A 19,954-nucleotide genomic window follows, 5' to 3' on the forward strand; every position below is an offset into this window, starting at 1 on the left:
CCTTTGTGTTTTCGGTAGCAGATAATGCTAAGGGGACTAATCCTTTTTAAATTATTATGTTAAAATAAAATGGAAAGTAGGTTTTCTACAAAGCCATAAATTGTATAATACAATTGAAAATAGGAAAAGAAATAGGCGAATACTATAGTCTGTTGCAGCTGTTTTTGTTCTAAATGTATTGCACATTCTATAGCTAGTTTCAATACCCCATCTTTTAGAATATAATGAGTACAACTCTTTGATTTCATCTGGTCCAAGAGACATATTTGTAGCAAATACACCTATTTCTTTTTCGTCATTTGCTTGGCTATTGTTTTTTGACCTTTTATCTGATTCTACAAAAATCAATTTAACTAAAGTACCTTTATTTTTTGATTTCAATCTATATAACCGGGTTGCAGGTAGTTTAACTTTTTCTGCCATTTTTGTTATATTTTTAGATTTTTTTGCAGGCATCAAAAATTGTATATCCATTTTTTTTAATGTTGAAATTACAGCAACCGAATAAAAGCCTCTATCAAAAAAAACTCTGTTAATTTTAACTTTTGTTTTAGCATAGTTCAATAGATTTTCAACTACAGCTTTTAAATGTTCACTATCACGCGATTCAAGTGGTAGTGCCCTTAGAACAAACCTTTTGTTTTTTTCGACAATGGTGACGGTTGCAAATTGATAAGCTTTTGTTGTGCCTCTCTCAGCTTTTGTTCCAACAACCATCTTAGTATCACGTTTGCCATAAAATTTTACACTTGTCCAATCAATTGCAAGATCAACTTCACCATTAAGTAACCCTTGTTTTTTTGCTTCCCTAAAAATTGAATCAAAAACAAATGTGAATCTTTTTAGTATTTCGTCTATTTCATTTTTTTTGATGTGATAACGAACAGTATCCCCGTTTGGAACATTTAAATATCCATCAAGTATTAATGATTCAGAAGCATTTTCTATAAAATTATTAGTTAATGCTCCTCTCATTACTACATGTAAAATGTCTCTATCTGAATAGAGACAATTATGCCTCATATTAAATAAAATAGAAGGATTTATAATGCTTTTAAAAGCATGTCCTACTTTTGATCCTATAACTTTTTTATTTTCATGATTACCAAAATAGAAATCATCTAGCTTTTTTTGTTTTGTTTTTTCATTCATTTTTAATTTTCATCATATTTTTTTATCTATTTCCATTTGAATCACCGAACTTAGCAATGTTTTATTGCTATTTATACGTTTTCCAATCCAATCGTACGATTTGAGACATAATGTTGACTATCGTACGAAACTATAAATATGATTCCACCCACTTAATTATGAGCAAAAAATGCTTGAGTGGAAACTATGGAAAATCAAAAAAGATCATTAAAAACTACGCAGCACCCCAGCCATAGAATACCAATCAATGAATTAGATGCAGAATTTCTTAAAAAAAGAAAATCACACATCGAAGAAACGGTTATCCTGCAAAATAATAATGAAATCAAAAAGAAAGTCAAAATTAGTTATGATGGGAAGCAGTTTTTGATTCGCATACCAAATGAAATCAGTAAATACTATAGTTTAAGAAAAGGCGACGAAGTAGAGATAATAATTAAAGAAACAAAAAATACGAATGAAACCATCAGAGAAGTCCCCATTACATTAAAGGTAGTCGAAGATGTCATTACTTGAAGAGTCTTTTAACAAATATGAAATAGCAGTTATGTTCGTTTTGTTTAAGGCAGGAAGAGAATTAACGACTTCTCAGGTAGCTTCTAAAGCGGACATTGCATGGGCAACTGTTAAGAAATACTTGGATATTTTAGAGGAAGAAGGTTATGTTTACAAAAGAGAAGTAGGAAATAGGGTATATTGGATGTATGCTTCTCATTTTAAAGCACTTTCTGACAAGGAAAAAGAAAAATGGATTCTTTATAGACCAACTCCATTCATTCCAGAAACAAAAGTTGTTCAACAAACACTCTATGATTATCATTAATTATACATCTATTCTTGATTCATTTTTATCAATTTTTCTTGATTTGATATTTCTAAGGTAAATCCTGGATTGATTTTTTGTAGATTAGTCTACATTTTATTCAATAAGTTTTTTACAATTATCACAACAAGTTTAATTAGCTTTTAGAAATACTGTTACATGTAAAGTTGCAATTCACGGGATTATATATTGAACTAGTCGAAATTAGTTATAATGATAGGTACTTTCGGATGTACTGAATATTATTTATGATAATCTTGATCTAAGTAACGCTAGCGTATTATATTCATTCCGTATCAATGGCATGATTTTTTTACGTTAGCTGAACACACAGTAATGATACACAAGCCCTCTAAATGAAGCATACTGAAAAATAACCGCGTCGCACTTCTTACAAAACTAACGGCAGATGATTTTATTGTATGAATCTATAATATGGTCAATACTCATGAACAATATGCCTGTTCTCTCAATCTCTACAACGGTCATAATCAATGAGTTTTCCTATTAAAAACAAGACAATCTATTGTATAATTCAGCCTGATGAAAAATAATGGGGGTTTATTTAGAATTTACATATGGAAGCAATTCATATTAATTCATGATTTTGTTTGATTTCATTTTGTTTATATAGGATTAGTTTTAACTATAGATATGCCTATTTTCATCTGAAAAAAATTAGTTTTTTTGTAATGTATTCGATTCAAGTCCATAGGTAATGTTGTATTGATATTCATTTTTTTGAAATATAATAAGTAGGGATAGTTTGAAATTAATTTTTCAGTAAAGATATTGTGGAATACAACCGCGTTAATATTCTTGCAAATAAAGAATATTATTTATTTTATTAAGATACATATATATACGATCATTCATATAACATAACAACATGACTCTTCTCTCGTACTCTATCTCACTCTTCTCTTAGGCTCTACAATGCTCCCAATCAACAATTACTTTTTTTTCCTAAGAATACAAGGCAATCTATAGTTGAAATTTAATCCAATCAAAAAGAAAAATGAACTCCTCTTAAAAATAGTTAAATGAGATCGTTTCTGTTGATTCTTTCTTTTAAATCTGTACATAATCAATTTATTTAGCCTCACATATAACACTTATTTTCTCTTCATATGATAGATTCTAAACGGAATTATTGAATCATCTGCTTTTAATAGACCAAACATTACTTTATTTTGAGTTAATGTACAATTCTATTCGTCGATTCAATCATGAATCTCTGTAGCTTAATTAATATATTTACACAGTATGCGTTCGAGTTGGGTTGCTTTGAGTGCAGTTTCAATTTTGTGATATCTTCTGGTGAAAGCTTTGTGTATTGTTACTGTGTGTCCAGCTATCGTAAAGAATGATGCTGACGCTACGGATATCCATTTTTACGATAATTTTACTTGTCGATATTTGGGAAGAATAATGAAAAAGTTTACCTCTTAATCTTTGATTTCCGTATATAAATGCGGAAACTACTTAAGCTTTCCAACTTCTATGTATATGTGCAGTATAAAGTCCTGCTATAATGTCTTACTATGTGCTATAAAGTATGATATCGTACAACTGACGATTGTTTGCTTGCTAATATTTACTGGAGAATTTAAATTTGACGATATTTGAAAACGCTTGTAAGTCCGTTTTTAACGATATGACGCTTCTTGAAGATGAATACGTCCCACGAAAATTAATCGGACGTGAGTTTGAAACTGAAGATCTTGTCGAAATATACCAAACAATATTCATGAATGGAAAGCCACGTAACTTAATCTTATATGGGCAACCTGGAACTGGGAAAAATGCTACACACGCATATGTTATTGACCAATTGAAGAAAGAAATTAAAAAACAAAAGCTAGATCATGAAGTAAAATATTTTAAGGTTCCGTGTAAGCAGGCAAGAACAAGTACTACAGTAATGCGTGTGTTGATCCAACAAGCTGAACTTAGTAGATGTTTACCAAAAAAAGGTATTAGTTCTCATGACCATTTCATGCATTTTGCAAATCTCTTTTCAAACGATTCTCACCGATTGATTATTATTGAGTTTAATGAAATTGATTCCTTGAAAGATGATGAGATTCTGTACATGTTCTCAAGAAAAAACGAGACTAATGCATTTCACGAAAACACAAAAATTATGATAGTAGGGACATCAAATGATGTAAATTATAATAAATCGAGCCATCTTCATACTTTGTCTTCTCTTGATATGCTTCCTATTAAATTTAATGCATACCGTGAGGATGAATTAATTGGTATATTAAATGAACGCAGGGCTGCATTTAAAGATGGTGTCGTGAGTGATGACGTGATATCTATGTGTAGTAAATTGTCTGCTCAAGAAGACGGTGACGCTAGAAAAGCTATTAAATTATTGATGAATGCTGGAAATGAAGCTAACAAAAGATTGAAAAATGCTGAAGAGGAAGATCCAAAAATTACTATTATGGATTTAATTTCTGCTCATAGAATGGATGACTATAGCTTGGAGGAAACAATACAGGATCTACCTGTCCAACAAAAATCATTGCTCTTGGCACTTGTGAAGTTAAAGATACCTCTATTTAGATCTGGTGGTCTTATCAAAAGAGATGTTGTTTATCCAGCATATTGTGACATATGTAGAAGATATGGCATTTCGGTACTGGGTGAACGACGTGCATTAGATTTACTGACTAATCTTGAATCAAATTATGTAATTTCAATAAAAAAGGAAGGTAGGGGGAAAAATAGACGTATCATCGAACTGGATAAAAGGATAATTGATAATAATAATCTTCTCGTGTACAAATCATACTTGGAAAAGCAATTAAGTTGGCACCAACAGCACATATAAATCTTCGATGATGAATAGGGATATTCTTTTTAGGGTTAAATAATGCTTGTTAAGACTGTCGGGAAGTTTTCATATACGTGCTATGCATTGACTTTTCCGACAGTCTATAGCGTTTAATGATAAGATAATTAAAAGTTGCAAAGGAAATGGAGGGTGTATTAGGATAGCAACACTCCTGTACACTGTTGTATTTGTTCATGTCAGGCATTACTTTCCTTTGTTTCAGAAGGTTTTGATTCATGACTAAAGGAATAAGGTTTACTAAAAATAGAGGCCTTTTAGATGCATTGTTTATTTTAAACCTATATATACAGATTTATTGGTCATCGGTTAAGGATATTTTTATGTCGGTTGATGTCGATTTTATACAAAACATCGGATGAAAATTAGAGTCAATTTTCATGAAATCAATGTCATGTTCCCACATATTACAGATTAGACACTAATACACGATATATGAGACTTTGAGACTTTGCGGTCTCCGTCCATTTAAGCCAACGCTTCAGGATTCTACTTTGGAAATAAGGGTGATTTATAGATTGTTCTCATCACATTGCAAAGAGTAAAGTACCCATACAAATCCTGTGTACTATATTGTATGAATAAGTGAAAGATAACAATGTCTGCAGAGTCTGCTGGCTTAAATCTTACCATATCAATATACAAAATACTCACTCATGAAAATGATAAACTGCAATTCTTTCGGGTCCAATATCTGTGAAAATCCCAACTTCCAAGTGCGACAATATGATCATGCTGAAGATGCCTATTTTTGGGAATGGTAATCTATAATCAGTATTTTTACTTCGCCTAGATGAGGCGGGGTTATAGAATATATTCTTTTCAGTAATAGTATATTTGCAACTTTACTGTATATTATGTTGGTTCAAATTATGTTCCTCTCAATAAGATGAGGGGATATATACAACTCAAATTATGGCAACTATTTTAAATCGACATAATAAATTATATTTGTAACGAAAGCTATTTCATAATCATGCCTTTAGAAAAGTTTGATATTGATATGAGTGAAACATCATTCACTAAAGGTGATGCTAGAAAAATAGATACGAATAACGAAAGTGATTACACCACTACTATATGCTTGGCTTTACCTACAAATTATGATCACTATCTAGAAGGTGACTTTGAAGTCAACTTTAAAGACAACTTGTTACTTGTAAGAATTTTAAAAGTTGAAAATCAAAAATTAGATCCTATTTACATATTCGGAAAAGATGTTAGTATCGGTACCCCTAGCAAAGAAATTCCTTCTCTATCATTTGAGCATTTTACAGATAATAGAGGTAAATATCCATATTATTATGCAGAGGTTGTTTTCCCTTATCTTCTGGCTAAGTGGGCCGATTCAAGCCATCCAACTGGCATGAAAATGGATTATGACTATGATAAATTACAAATTACAGGCAGACTTGAAAATGAAGACAAAATTGAAACTTTAATTGTATTAAACACCTTATTTTCGAGTAAAGATTACGGTTCAAGTAGGATAAGGCTTCTTTATGACGATGTAACTGTTTTTGTTGAAAATTATTTCCTAAAGGAAGATAAAGTTCCTTTTCTCCAAAGAGTAAATCTTCTTTCATCCAAAGATGCGTATCAAAATGCCATTAGTGACTATTTCGTTGAACCATCAGTTCAAAAATCATTAGATGATTTAGTTCATGAAACAAAGGATATCAATATCGAAAATGAAAATGATTTACTTGCAATTTTCATGAGAATAGTTAATGAAGTACTTATTCATCATATCGAATATAGAAGATGGACTAGTGCTTTTTGGGATGGAGAGCGAACAATAAAAGAAAACGGACAAGAAACAAAAGTACCTGCACATCCAAAGAAAGAAACAGATATACAACCAACATTAGAAGTTTTATTTTCTATGATTATGAATCCTTTGGGAATACATGTCTTTAGAGAAACAGATGAAGGTGTTGGAAGTCTTGATTTTAAGTTTGCTTATACAACTGAAGACAAAAAAGCTATTTCTTTGTGTGCCGAATTTAAGTTAGCACATAATAAAAGAATTGAAAAGGGTTTAACTAGACAATTACCTGCTTACATGCAAGCAAATAAATCCACAACGGGTGCATATATTGTGATGTGGTTCAAAGATGAGGATGAGACATATTTTAAAGAACCAAAAAATAGGGATAAGAATAAAATGTTAGAATTCGTTAATGAGACAGCTAAAAAAATAATGACAAATGAAGGCTTACACATTGAAATAGCTTTGATTGATGCATCTATAAAACCTTCAGCGTCTAATCTTTAATTATATCATGAAATTCCCTGCCAGCACCTTCACCGCCCCGTGCTTGTAATTCAGTTTTTTCCTTGCTTGATTTTGTCTTTGATTCTTTTCAGTGTATTCCTATGCTTGATTTCCTAGTTCCCTTGCTTTCTCAGGAGTTAGTTGTAGGATAAAATCATGGACAGCTTTCTCATTGATAAACTCTTGAGCTTTTTTCACATCAAAAGCCTGTTCGTCTATGTTATTAGCTTCTTTGCCAAGAGGGGGATATATAAAACTGAAAAAAAGTATACGCTATTTTTGTCATTTTGTAGAAGATGATTTTAGCTGAGAAACAAAATTGATTAGTCTAGTAGCATCAAACAATAATTTATTTAATTCATTACTTCTTTTTATAAAATACATTGGAGTGTTCTTCATGCCTTCTTTGGAAACAATAAAAGATCAAATTATTGCTATAGATAATAAATTCAATTTAAAGCTTAAGTCAATTAAAGAATTACCTAATATATTAGATGATGATGAGCTGATTGAGAATCTATGCACAGCAAACCAAGAAGGTGCTCCAAGTGTTGGATTATTGATTGCTACAAATAAACGATTGATTTTTGTTAAGAAAAGTATTTTTGCCTCTCATTTTGAAGAATTCCCTTATAGCAAAATAGATTCCATTCATTTTAAATCAGACATTCTTAATGGAAAAGTGACAATTTTATCATTTGGCAATAATACTGAATTCTTAAGTGCATTTAAAAAGAAATTGCAAGCATTAACAGAACATGTTCGCCAAAAGATGTCTGAAATGCCCAATAACAGCGAACAAACTACAAATAACTATTACCATTACGGAGACGTAATAGGTACACAAATACAGGATTCAGTATTAGTAAAATCTAACGCTGAAACGCAAGTAAACATGTGCAACAAATGTGGTTGTAAAGCCGAACGAGGACAAAAGTTTTGCTCTAATTGTGGGAAAGAGCTTACGTTCCTTTCTCTAAGTGAAAATAATCACATGGTAGAGGGTAAAATAGTAATAGACACTGTGGAAGTAAGGAATTATCTAATAAGAAAAGTCCTGGATAAAAAATTAGTTAGCTATGCAAAATTTAGAGATGATTTTGGTTTAGATTATACAATTCAAACGTTTAACTTACTAAAGCAAATATCAAGGGATTGTATCGAAAGAAACGAACCACTTCTTTCAGCTATAGTTGTAAATGATGATAATCTACCAGGCGAGGGATTTTTTGATAATAAAACGAGAACATATTTGGGTTATAATGGACCTGCTACAGGTTCTGAAGCAAAGAAAATCCATCAACGTGAACTTGATAAACTATCTAATTGGAAATGGGATTTAAAAACTATGATAGTAACTGCTTGGAATAATGGACAACACCACAAGTCTGGTGCAGGGTATGGTCTGAAAATAAGTCTTGCAGATAGAAATCAAAATTTCAAAAAAGAATGGGAACATATAGTTTTGGAGATGCCAGATTATCCTAAATTAATAAAAGTAAATATAAAAAAAGATTCTTTTTGGAATGGAACCTGCAGGGAACTTATAAGTAAAGATATAGGTCTGTGGATGATAAGTAAAGGTGATGCTCCATGGAGCGATGGAAAACCACCGAAGTATAGGATGGAACATTCATCAGAAAATAATTTTTCTATAAAGTCGTTTTAAGTGACAATTACTGTTTACTTTTTTCAACTATTACATAATTGTTTCATGCTTTTTCTTGCATGAGTATTGAGCGTAAACGGTTATCCCTTGCGTATAGTTATCTTCATATAATACAGTGTTTCCTTAGAGAATCTTTTCCAGGCTGAATATGAAATACTTAGAATCTTTGCCTTATATCATCCGAATCCTGCCTTCTATTTTGATATAATATTAACTGATTCCGATATCAGTTTAATTCCCATTTTAAATTCTTGGAGCATCTGTACTTTATTTGACCTGCCCTAGATAGGCAGAGGTTTATAGGTGTGAATTCGTGAGTCGATTTGTCTTGTGTCTGAGAGTTCAATTACTTTAAACTTGCTGAACATTCTAGTAATGTCTATCCTGAGTATTCAGTTGATATATATCACTTGAACTTTTCAATTGAACTATATCATATGAACTTTGGATCATGTAGTTCACACATATTAAAACAGAAGAAATTTAATTTAGCAGAACAAGCAAGACAAACCTATAGATGTGTTTTGTTTGGACAAGGAATTTCAAACTAATATCTTATTTTTAAAAAAGTTGGTAATACTAGGTATTTGTTTATTTCCAACTTTGTTACATATTACCTTTATTCACCTTATATCACCTTAGCAATTTGTGGGGATATATACAACTAAAAATATGGCAGTTTGCAAACAAAGTTGTAGACAAAATTCGAATGGGATTTTCAATTCAATAAAATACGTTGAAAATTTCATTTATCTGAGTTAATTGAATGAACATTTTAATTAGAAATTTACTGAAAAAACAGATTTGTATTTTTTTAATAAAGGGGGATAGCATATACAAAGAAGTCATTCGACTTATTGCATATACTATCTGAGTTGTGGAGAGCATACAAAAGATTTCCCGATTGCATACACCCCATGAGAACCTGAACGAATCGCTGAACAGGGTTTGCTCAAAGAGAGCGTGCACTAAGCCAGAACAGCAAAAATACCCATGATTTTAGTGAATATTTTGGCGGCATCTGGGTGTGCCTGGATCTTACAAAAATATGATAGAGGTCGAATCGGTGCAGTGAATAGCGACTCTGTGTCTAACTCGACTTATTTGTTTTTTGCTTCATTGATCAAAGTTCTATGACCCATGTTGCTACATGGTAGAGCTAAGAAAATGAAATGGAAAAATGACTATGCCATGATTCATCACGATGTCCGAAGCCTTATGGCTTATGTGAAAAATAATTCAGAATTTTTGTATTGGGGTTTCCAATGACTAACTCTCATCTACGTATAGATATAGTTTTAATTCATATATATAGATATCTCTAAATATAATTTATCAGGCATAAATAAAAGGGCAGTTTTTTCACCTAAACAAACAGTGTTTCCCGTCGAAAAAATCGGGTTGGGTGCGCAGGACTTTTCAATGTTTCATAATAAGTAAGTTGATAATATTTACATTTTTCCAACTTTTAGACCTGAACATCTGGCGTGAATTGGGTCGGTGCAGTGAACCTAACTTCTCGGAGTTTTCCAATATGTCCAAACCTAGTTAATACACATTTGATTTTGGTATTAGAATTTGGCATTGTTTTTCTTTGATAAGTTATCCTTTTTTGTAGAAGACTTGAATTTGTGATTGTAAGATCTCATGTTTGATACCTGTATAGATTTCAGAGGATTTTAGTTTCAACATTTCATAAAATACAGATAAGTTATATTTGTTGAACTATTCACAGAACGTCAAAGAGTAGATGATCCCTTCCCGACCGACAAGGAATTCATGAAATTTTGAACAGTTCCCTGCAGATTTTGATGCGATTCTGCACATGGATGGTTCAGATTTCTTTAAAAAGTTACATGGGGTTAATATCTAGCCCAATGCCCACAGGGTAGAATCCATTTTTTAATTTGTAAGAGGCAACATTAAATATAGACTCTTTCGGATGTGTAACGAACCACAGAACAGAAGGACAGAGTCTCAACACGGATGGAACGAGACAGTCTATAGTAGAATTCGTACCTAAAAAAGAAGAAAAATTAATCCAGGTAGATGAGCACCTGGAGTTCTTTCTGATCGACTATTGCCGCGAAATCCCAACTTCCTACACCTACAATGTGGGAATTGAAAACTATTCTTGGATGCCACATTCGTTCGTGTATAACTTTGCCGTCAACGACACTATTGCAAAGATGGTTCACATAGCGGCTGGTTGCCTGTATCCTTAACTCTTTGCAACACTTGGCTATCTTACGCATATCCATGTGTGAAGTATAGACGGTAAGGGGTTCTTTTATGCCGAACTTCACGATTTCTTTGTAGTACACCCAATTGATTATTTTAGTAGCTCTCTTACGTGCATGAGGGTTATCATACCCTTCTCTACCGAAATGCCCGAAAATAACCAAATTTCCACCGAAATAATGGGATATTGACTTCCATATAGAGATAAAATCTCCCATATTTGATTCACCATAGGCATTGAACATTTGGATAAGAGACATTCGGATAAAGTCTCTTTGTACATGAGAACTGTAATCGATAAGGCAGTATGACTCACGGTTATTCCCAACGTATGCAGTAGTTGTCATTGAATGTATGAGCAGCTTGTATTTGTTCAGGACAGCTTTCCCGTGGTTTCTTGGGAGATGTTTAACCTTAGTTCCATGTGACTCGAATATCTTGATGACATTATCGTGTACCCTGCTATTTTTCACATCGTTCACGATAAGAAGACCAGGGTATTTCTCATTATCAGGAAGGTCAGACAACTTAATCCCATCTCGGATGATAGGTCTGCATGTTCCAGTGACCAAGACATCAGCTCCAACGGATATCTGTCTCCACAGATCACCGATGTGACCGACACCCACGGTTACATGGACACCATCGTGTATCTGGTAATCCTTTAGACCGTTTATGTACTGTGTAGGCATTTTGAACGTTGTATTTATCTTAGCACAACTATAGCTGCTAGGTGTAGCATCATTGAACATTACATCATCCTCGTCAACATCCACGCACACCATTTCATTCTCTACGTGATCGTTACACTTTATTCCAAGCTTTGGGAACGGTAGTACATTGTCAGGTAGTGGAGAAATTGTCTTATGGTCTGTTCTAGTTCTAACGTATGACCAATTAGATGCTCTCACATCAGAGCATATCTGTGATTCAAGGTAAGTCACATAGGTATACATGTCAATCCTACCTTCAAAGAGGATACCTGCAACTATAGACTGTATCCTTCGTGAGTGTGCAGGGTTCATCATCGGTAAATATAAGACCATATCTTGTTGAGCACATTCAAACATTGCTTGGGATATTCTCATCTCGATCCCAACACTACTCTCATGAAATTCAGTTAGCAGGAAAGCATGTTTATCGTCTACTATCAAATCAAAGGGATACTGTCCGATTTTCACATCATGTCCACTGTTTGTATAAAATTCTTCAAGTAGTTCAAGATGCATTGTTGAGAATGCACAGTTCTGTATCGACATCATTCCGTAGAGTGATTTGGCTATACTGTCTGGGCTACGATTGAATTTTTTCTCAAAAAAATATTTGCCAAGCGTGTTCAGGAAGTAGGGTGTCGCGTTTGCACAAGCACCATCGTGCGCCTGATATTCCATCCACTTCCAATTCACGATACGACTGTTGATAAGAGCTAGACGTATTTTGGTAAGCTGATCAGTTGAAATATCAACATTCTCACCATTTACTACCAGTTTTCTCGTAGCTATTGACAAGCTAGATTCACCTGGTAAGATTCGAAGAACATCTTCAGCATAAGGTACACTTGATATTTTACCCTTGATGGATGCTATGTACTTATGTGAAGCATTGCCCTTGACCATTACACGCTTCACACCATTTAGGCAATATTTACATCGTTCAACAATATCCTTGTACTCACGACTTTGCACCTTGAGCTTATCATACTTCTTACGGTTGTTATATTGTTTATTTGCACGAGAATTAGTCTCTCGATAAAGAGCATGATAATGGTCACGGACATTTTCCAAATTGGTGACTATCTCCTTTAGATCAATGTCATCTAAGTTCAGACCAAAGGGCACAGATGCATCTAACGCGATAAGTGATTCAATAGTGTCATCGGTAAACTGCCGCTTATCGAACTCGACACCATCAACCCTCCACGTAGTGTACTTCTCGTGTGGCCCGATTATTCTGCTCGTAGTTGACATGAATACTACGATGCAATTAACAACTATATATAAATAATTATTATTAATATAAAAAGTGACATTATATAGTGTCTCTTTCAGATGTGTTTATAAACCCCTTCACTAAAGTGTAAAATCGTGATAGATTATGCAGGAATAGAACTAATTCTCGTGGTGCGAGGGATATGATGCTAATATGCAAGGATGATTTCACGTCAATACCAACTGCAATCATCCTTGCAGGAAATTGCGGCTGCCATAATGACAGTCCCTTGAATTTACATTATAAGTTGGAGTATTAAAAATATTTCCGTCAATTAAAAGAAATCGAGTGTGATGGATGTGTTTATAAACCCCTTGATTAAAGTGCAAAATCGCGACAGATTATGCAGGCATAGGTTCGAATCTCGTGGTGCAAAGTACAAAAAAATTTATATCATGTAGAGTAGTACATCATTTCATGGTATAAACTAAATGTCCCATCGTTCTGCATGCAATCAAGTAAAATGACTTCTTTGTATATGCTATTCCCTTTTATTAAAAAAAACAAATCTGTTTTTTCCAGTAGATTTCTAATTCTATCCCAATTGTAAGTAAGGTTGCATGCTGTTTAGGTGTTATGTTTGGCATGGACATATATTGGATGTGGATACTTTTACCTAACATTATTAAGGCAAATCCATTTTTCATTTTATTTGATGAAGTTCCACGCCATAGATGATCTTGTATTTAAGAGAATCTTTATTAATTCAACTGTTATGGAGCTATAAATTAATAATATCTACAACCACTTCCAGAAATTAATATTAGAAGTATCTAAATAATGAATTCACTATTACTTTTTTTCGAAAGCTCTATGTTAATCTACTGTATGTGTTGTCTAACATATAAAATAGTGCTATTGATACGGAAAGTATACTTTACGCTAATTTGGTCTATTAAAATAAATCGTTAAAAATATTATTTAGATATATTTATATATAATCTGTTATATAATAGAAGTGTTAAGTTCCTTAATGAATTTGAAAACAGAAAAACAAAATGATTATTTATGGTCTTAAATACAAAAACGAAAAATGGAATGAACTACGGTGCATGTATAGTAAAGAGACAGGATGGATCAATCAGAGTAAAGAGTCCCACCTTAAAGGAACTCGTTCGACAAAACGGTGATAACAACTTTGTCGATACTGATGGCATCATTACCATAAAACATGACAAAATAGCCCTGTGTTTAAAAGCTATTATAGACGAACATCTGGATGAGACAATGCTTACCAGTATCCTCAACATATTGAGAATGGATTATACTGAAGAGCATATAACAACAATAGAAGCATCGGAAAAAGTATCCAAATTTGTAGAAGCTGTGAGGGAAAAACCAATAAATGATCTGAGTAGTTGGCTCTCGTTTTATAAAAGTAACAATATTCAGGTTACCACATATCACTATGCTCTCGACCAGGTGGCAGCTATAGTACATGCTAAGAGATTCACAGTTGATAAAATAGGATTCCGTTTTACGAAGTTGGAAAGGGATTGACATCACTCATCGTTTCATGCGGGAGGTGTTTACCAGATGTTCCTAACATATCCGTCGGATCGGAAATTGAATTCGATATGATCCCTAGCATTATACGTTACCCCGAAGTAGAGAATGCAGAACCATCGAATAAATTATTGTTTGATATTATCGATGTTGTTGAAGAGGAGTGGCATAATGTCACTATCGACGAGAATAGTGTACGTGATTTCAACACATGGAGCAAAGTGATTGAGTCATTCACACCATATACACTAAAACCTTTGTCGGAAGAACAGAAATCCGAATTCCAAAGGATGATTTCCCACGAAATCCTTGTAAAGACATATCCCATCCCAGTAGTTGTATGATACCTATAGGAAAATAAACATGGATACACAGAAAAAAATACATGATGACATTCCAACATCATCGGAGACGAGAGAGCTTGCACCTGAACTCCTTAAAATAGCCTTCGAGATTCTACCTCGATTGACTATTTCTAGTTTCCTTATGATGGGACTCGCTGACTGCACATTGCCCTACTCAGTTGCAGGCAATTGTGTCAGTAGAATAATAGAACGATGTATACAATTGGGAATTGTGGTTCCAAAATACCACTGCAGCGGATACGCAGAGTTTGGACCATCTCTTCATATGGACATTGAACAAATGGAGGAAATACTTTGTAACGATCCAATAGCACGTGCGATTGCAAGTGTTTATCTTGATAATCTGGAACAAAATGATGACGAATTTTTGAACCATCTATGCTTCTTACAGCAGATGGCAAAGATTCGTGCAAATCATGGACCTATTATAGAGGTAGATGACCACACATAGTGGTCCCCCTCTTTTTTAGTTAAATTAACATCAATTGGAAAAGCATATTTGAATGATACTTTATTTAATGTCATTCCAGTCTATTCGTAGTTATGCCTCTTATTCCCATCACACTATTTTGATGTTTTCAGAACTATATAACCACGTTTGTTCAGTTCTTCTATAAGGTCCTTATCTGAATATGTTTTAAACCTTGCTTTTTTCCATTCTTCTTTTTTCATGTTCATCCTTTTACTATCACATCATCGTTTTTACTTTATTTCTTGTAGAGTTTTATCCAATAATCAAAATATCTTCTTCATCGAAATAGGCAATATTATCTGTATCTTCGTTAGTGATTACAAATATGTGTATAACCTATATGCCCATATGCTTTTGCATTATTACTTGTGCTAGTTATTTGTTTTATGAAACTAAATAATGTAATTCTAACATAAGACAAGTGAAAAAATATGCAGTAATGATCTCATTTTCAAAAATTACAATTGCTTTATTACTGGATGAAGCTGAATATTTAAACGATATATTTCACTCAAACTTTTCAGGTGATTAAACTGAATGAAAAGTTCAACCGATATAAACTGGATAAAAAAATCTGCTGAACTTTTGGGTCATAAAAATTAAATGTGAAAAAATAGAAATAATCACGTTTAACAAAACAACAAGACAAATCTATGGAGATATTTCGCTGGAACAAGGAATCAAAATCAAAATCTTTTGTATGCTCAGAATTCATCCTGGATATTTCAGATTAGAATTTCTTTATAATTTGAAAGACTCTTAGTGCATAGGAGCTTGCTACATTTATACACCTGAATGGAACGAGAGTTGTATAACAGTTGCATAACCATTGTTCTAAAAAATTCGTTTATCAGTGGCGTAGATTGTATAACTAATGTTCTAAGAATTACGCCCTACATAGGCAGGGGTCTATAGAAAATAATCGACATTGATAGATTAAAGCAATTTGTGGCTTTGCTCTGCTGGTGGAAAGTCCCTTTCATGGCTTTAATGATGGTTTCTGCAAATTAACTGTCCTTTGAGTTGAATAGATACAATCTGAAAATGTCAATTTGGTCTATAACGTAACGACCAGTTGGCCTTCCCGACAGTATTCTAGAAGCATTTCTGCTATTTCATGTGACTCAATGAATTCAATACCTGGGATAAGTTCTTCCTCTTTCATTCCTATAATAGATGCTCCAAGTTTACAGCACCTGAATTGTATGCTCAGTTCCATGCATTCTTTTATTTTTTCATCGTAGGCAGGAGAACCACATTTATCAGCTTTTCCAAGGATAACACCCATTGGACCGAATATGATAACCATTACATCAAGACCTTTATTGCAATAGTAATTTGAAAAACGAAGGATTTCCATGGGACTGGTGCTTTCGTAGACCATATCCTTGAGAAGCAGCAATGCTTTCGTAACTTCTGTCATATATACACCGTGACTGTATGTTTCAGGAATCGTGTTTGTAGCGAACATCAATTAAGTATTTCGATTGACAAGGATAAACAATATCATAGATATTGTCAGCTTTATGCAAAATTGGGTATTTCAATCTGTCCAACGGTGTGAGTACATGTCCGTTATGTTATGGCAAGTATATCAATATTCTAGCAAGAATGATTGTCAACACAAAATATTTTATTTTTTAAGCAATTTAGTCTAATTCTTTCGTTTTTTATGATTTCTGGCACGTATGCCGTTAAGGGTATATAACTCATGAAAGGAACTGTTATTTTTTATATATAGCAAAGGGTGACGTCTTTTAATATGTGAAATACACTTGCTTTTATCTTTGAAAACAGCAAAACATGCGTTACATCTGTAATGTGGTCCTTTTCTTATGCCTGTAGGCTTTACAGCATACTGCTTATTTTCAGATTTGATGGAATTAGGATCAATAACCTCTACTCTTTGCCCACAATGAGTACAAAAATGAGTGAAGGAATTTACTGGATTTTTGCAATGTTTACATACATATACCAAAAGAAATCATCTCTAAGTTTTTTGTATCGTAGTTTAGGAGAGAATATTATTAAATACCATTGATTTAACTATAAATAGTACCGATTTATTTACCGTGATTACTATAAATTAGAAGATTAATCTATTGACTGCGAACCAATTGCAGTTGATAATAAATTTTTAAGTAATTTGACATCAAATTAACTAAAGAATATAACATAATTTGATTAGGATATCTCTATATGGCAAAACCACGGAAATACAGAAATTATAACAAACTTCTTGACGATAATGGAAATATAAGAGTGACATGTAATGAAAGTTCATTTAAAACTCCTGAAACGCACAAGACAAACCATTATAAAAAAAGTATAAAAAAACATATGCATGCTGGACCAGCGTTACCAACGCTTCATGCAGAAAACGAAGGAAGGTATATAGTATATTCACCTAAAAAAACAACTTCACCATGTTTGCCTAATGATGCTTCATCTTTTAAAGATAAATATTTTACATGTTCTTGTGGTGCTAAATTTATAACAAAAGATATGTTTAAGCTTCATGTTAGAACTTACAAGCACTATAGTTGTTATTACTGCGGGAATGACTACGATACATATAATGGCTTGATATTTCATTTAACAGAATGTACTAAGTGCCTAACAAGAAATGAAAAATTTCAATGTGATTATTGTGGTAGAAAGTTTAGAACGAAAGGAGATTTAAACCTGCATATTAAAAGCACACATAAAAATGAACATGAAAATTTAGAATGAGTCTAAGTAGAACTGTTGAGTAGCTTTCGGCTTTTGTTCATTTTCTTTTGACTTCAGTTTACTGATAAAATCATCATCTTGTGTGTATTTTATGACAACATCAACTGAATGTTCATTTATCAATTGGAGATTTCCAGCAAATTTTGAACTTTCAAGTAACTCTAATGAGGGAACCAGTACACACAACAATCTTCCCTGCTCTTTACAGAATTTTGCAGTATGCATTGTTCCAGATTTTATGGATGATTGAACAATTATTACTCCACTTGATAAGCCACTTTGAATTTTATTACGATTTACAAAGTTGCTTTTATTTGCTTTAGTTCCAATAGGATACTCAGAAACTAGCGCACCACCTGTTTGAATAATAGCATTAGCAAGATGTTTATTTGATTTTGGATAAACGCTGTCCAAACCATGTGCAAGAACTGCAATTGTTGTACCATTTGAATCAAGCGTTGCTTCATGTGCAGCAGCATCAACACCTTCTGCCAGTCCAGCAACAATAGAATAGTCATTTTTTACAAGAATAGAAGTTAATTCTTTTGTCTTGGATATCCCATAGTCTGTTGCCTTCCTTGAACCTACTACAGCAATACAATCACTATTGAGTGCTTCTACGTTTCCTTTAACATGCAAAATATGGGGATGATCTTTTATTTGGAGAAGTTTACGAGGATAATCATCAGAGAATATTGAGACAATTTTTATACCTAATTTATCAGATTTTTCAATTAAAGCCTCTGCTTTTTCCCAAGCTTCCGCAACCGTATCTAGCTTTGGTACTACTATTCTTCCATATTCTTTTTTTGCATTTTCAAGCAAATCCACTATATTAGCTGGAGTTTCGATTTCAGAAAAGTCAGACAATGTCATCAATTTTTCAATGGTTGTGTGTCCTATTTTTGGAGTCTGCTGAAGTGTTAAAATTATTAATCTATACATCTATTTGTCGTCCTTTCATCCTGTAGCTCCATGTCTCTCCAAGTGCAAAAGGTATAACTATTCTTGCACCTGCCTCTAATAGTAGTTCTTTTCCTGCTTTTAGTGAAGCACCCGATGTTGCGATATCATCTAATAGCAAAACCTGTTTACCTCTTATTAAATCTTCATCTATAATATCCTCTATGATATCCAAGGATTCCATTTCATAATTAATATCTCCACGTCTGCCACCAAGATGTTTTGGAGTTACTGTCTTTGTCCTGTGCAAAACATCTGTGCCATCTCTTATTAGATAATCTACTTCATATTCAAGGGATTCAACAAATACATCTGCAAATGTAAAAAGAAGACTCTCTTCACAATCACAGTTTGCATAATAAGGATACTCAGCTAACATACTTGCAATTTGTCTTATTCCAGAATCTTGTAAACCTGCTTCACTAGAAGGCATTACGCAAATCGTGTATTCGGAGCAAAAATCAAGTATTAATTCAAATTTATAGAGAAAAAAACTTAGAGAAATTTTACTTCTTTCAGATAAGTCTGTTTCTTTTGAACTTTTCTTTACATTTAAGATGTGTTGGGAAAAATCATCGAAGTAAGGATTAGGATTATAACCTCGGCGGGGGGTTTGATATGTACCAAAATTAAGAATATCACCAAATGTAGCCATTCGATTGTAATAATCATCAACAAAAATTGTGCATTTACTCATTTGCTATTAATTATGCATTTCCCTCATAAAACTGTTATTATATGGTAAATATTCAATTAATTACCTTTTTTTTCCAAACATGTTATGATTAAAGTTTTTTTGTTTCACCAAGTGCAAAAGGTATCACAATAAGTACTAATAGAGATGTTATATCATTCATGTGTATGCCTTATTCGAGTTACTGTAAGGTAATTTTGAGC

14 protein-coding genes are annotated in these 19,954 nt (G+C 33.0%); 9 read left to right on the plus strand and 5 right to left on the minus strand.

Annotation, left to right across the window (positions count from 1 at the left end; translation table 11 throughout):
- Nucleotides 1-54: 54 nt before the first annotated feature.
- A complete protein-coding gene (locus J2746_RS02410) occupies nucleotides 55-1,152 on the minus strand; it encodes a transposase (protein WP_209615735.1) in 1,098 nt (365 codons plus the stop codon).
- A gap of 186 nt (nucleotides 1,153-1,338) precedes the next feature.
- On the opposite strand from J2746_RS02410, the gene J2746_RS02415 reads away from it, so the two are divergent.
- From J2746_RS02415 to J2746_RS02435, 5 genes are all read left to right on the plus strand, one after another.
- Nucleotides 1,339-1,668 carry a hypothetical protein gene (locus J2746_RS02415; protein ID WP_209615739.1) on the plus strand — a complete coding sequence of 110 codons (330 nt, stop codon included), beginning with the start codon at nucleotides 1,339-1,341 and terminating at the stop codon, nucleotides 1,666-1,668.
- Complete coding sequence (locus J2746_RS02420; RefSeq protein ID WP_209615740.1) at nucleotides 1,655-1,975, plus strand: helix-turn-helix domain-containing protein; 321 nt, start codon at nucleotides 1,655-1,657, stop codon at nucleotides 1,973-1,975. The genes J2746_RS02415 and J2746_RS02420 overlap by 14 nt, the downstream gene beginning before the upstream one ends.
- Before the next feature lie 1,615 nt (nucleotides 1,976-3,590).
- On the plus strand, nucleotides 3,591-4,820 hold the full coding sequence (locus J2746_RS02425; protein ID WP_209615741.1) for a Cdc6/Cdc18 family protein: 1,230 nt from the start codon (nucleotides 3,591-3,593) through the stop codon (nucleotides 4,818-4,820).
- A gap of 997 nt (nucleotides 4,821-5,817) precedes the next feature.
- Nucleotides 5,818-7,119 carry a hypothetical protein gene (locus J2746_RS02430; protein ID WP_209615742.1) on the plus strand — a complete coding sequence of 434 codons (1,302 nt, stop codon included), beginning with the start codon at nucleotides 5,818-5,820 and terminating at the stop codon, nucleotides 7,117-7,119.
- A 397-nt stretch (nucleotides 7,120-7,516) separates the two neighbouring features.
- Nucleotides 7,517-8,788, plus strand: a complete 1,272-nt coding sequence (locus J2746_RS02435; protein WP_209615743.1) for a PH domain-containing protein — start codon at nucleotides 7,517-7,519, stop codon at nucleotides 8,786-8,788.
- A 2,036-nt stretch (nucleotides 8,789-10,824) separates the two neighbouring features.
- Here the strand turns inward: J2746_RS02435 and J2746_RS02440 are convergent.
- Nucleotides 10,825-12,996, minus strand: coding sequence for a hypothetical protein (locus tag J2746_RS02440; protein ID WP_209615744.1), 2,172 nt, complete (start codon nucleotides 12,994-12,996; stop codon nucleotides 10,825-10,827).
- 1,030 nt (nucleotides 12,997-14,026) lie between these two features.
- On the opposite strand from J2746_RS02440, the gene J2746_RS02445 reads away from it, so the two are divergent.
- The 3 genes from J2746_RS02445 to J2746_RS02455 all read left to right on the plus strand — a co-directional run bounded on the left by J2746_RS02445 (nucleotide 14,027) and on the right by J2746_RS02455 (nucleotide 15,340).
- Nucleotides 14,027-14,518 (plus strand): hypothetical protein, encoded by a 492-nt coding sequence (locus tag J2746_RS02445; RefSeq protein WP_209615745.1) that lies wholly within the window; start codon nucleotides 14,027-14,029, stop codon nucleotides 14,516-14,518.
- Between the two features lie 77 nt (nucleotides 14,519-14,595).
- Nucleotides 14,596-14,868: a hypothetical protein gene (locus J2746_RS02450; protein ID WP_209615746.1), complete on the plus strand. Its 273-nt coding sequence runs from the start codon at nucleotides 14,596-14,598 to the stop codon at nucleotides 14,866-14,868.
- Between the two features lie 19 nt (nucleotides 14,869-14,887).
- Nucleotides 14,888-15,340, plus strand: coding sequence for a hypothetical protein (locus J2746_RS02455; RefSeq protein ID WP_209615748.1), 453 nt, complete (start codon nucleotides 14,888-14,890; stop codon nucleotides 15,338-15,340).
- Between the two features lie 1,078 nt (nucleotides 15,341-16,418).
- On the opposite strand, the gene J2746_RS02460 is transcribed toward J2746_RS02455, so the two are convergent.
- Complete coding sequence (locus tag J2746_RS02460; RefSeq protein ID WP_209615750.1) at nucleotides 16,419-16,784, minus strand: DsrE/DsrF/DrsH-like family protein; 366 nt, start codon at nucleotides 16,782-16,784, stop codon at nucleotides 16,419-16,421.
- Nucleotides 16,785-17,560: 776 nt separating this feature from the next.
- Between J2746_RS02460 and J2746_RS02465 the strand changes: the two genes are divergently transcribed.
- A complete protein-coding gene (locus J2746_RS02465; protein WP_209615753.1) occupies nucleotides 17,561-18,094 on the plus strand; it encodes a C2H2-type zinc finger protein in 534 nt (177 codons plus the stop codon).
- Here J2746_RS02465 and dprA read toward each other — a convergent pair.
- Nucleotides 18,086-19,039, minus strand: a complete 954-nt coding sequence (dprA, locus tag J2746_RS02470; protein WP_209615757.1) for a DNA-processing protein DprA — start codon at nucleotides 19,037-19,039, stop codon at nucleotides 18,086-18,088. The two genes, J2746_RS02465 and dprA, sit on opposite strands and share 9 nt — an antisense overlap.
- A complete protein-coding gene (locus tag J2746_RS02475; protein WP_209615759.1) occupies nucleotides 19,032-19,754 on the minus strand; it encodes a phosphoribosyltransferase in 723 nt (240 codons plus the stop codon). Before J2746_RS02475 ends, dprA begins: the two co-directional genes overlap by 8 nt.
- Nucleotides 19,755-19,954 lie beyond the last annotated feature (200 nt).

This window comes from Methanolobus bombayensis (assembly GCF_017873415.1).
GTDB lineage: Archaea > Halobacteriota > Methanosarcinia > Methanosarcinales > Methanosarcinaceae > Methanolobus > Methanolobus bombayensis.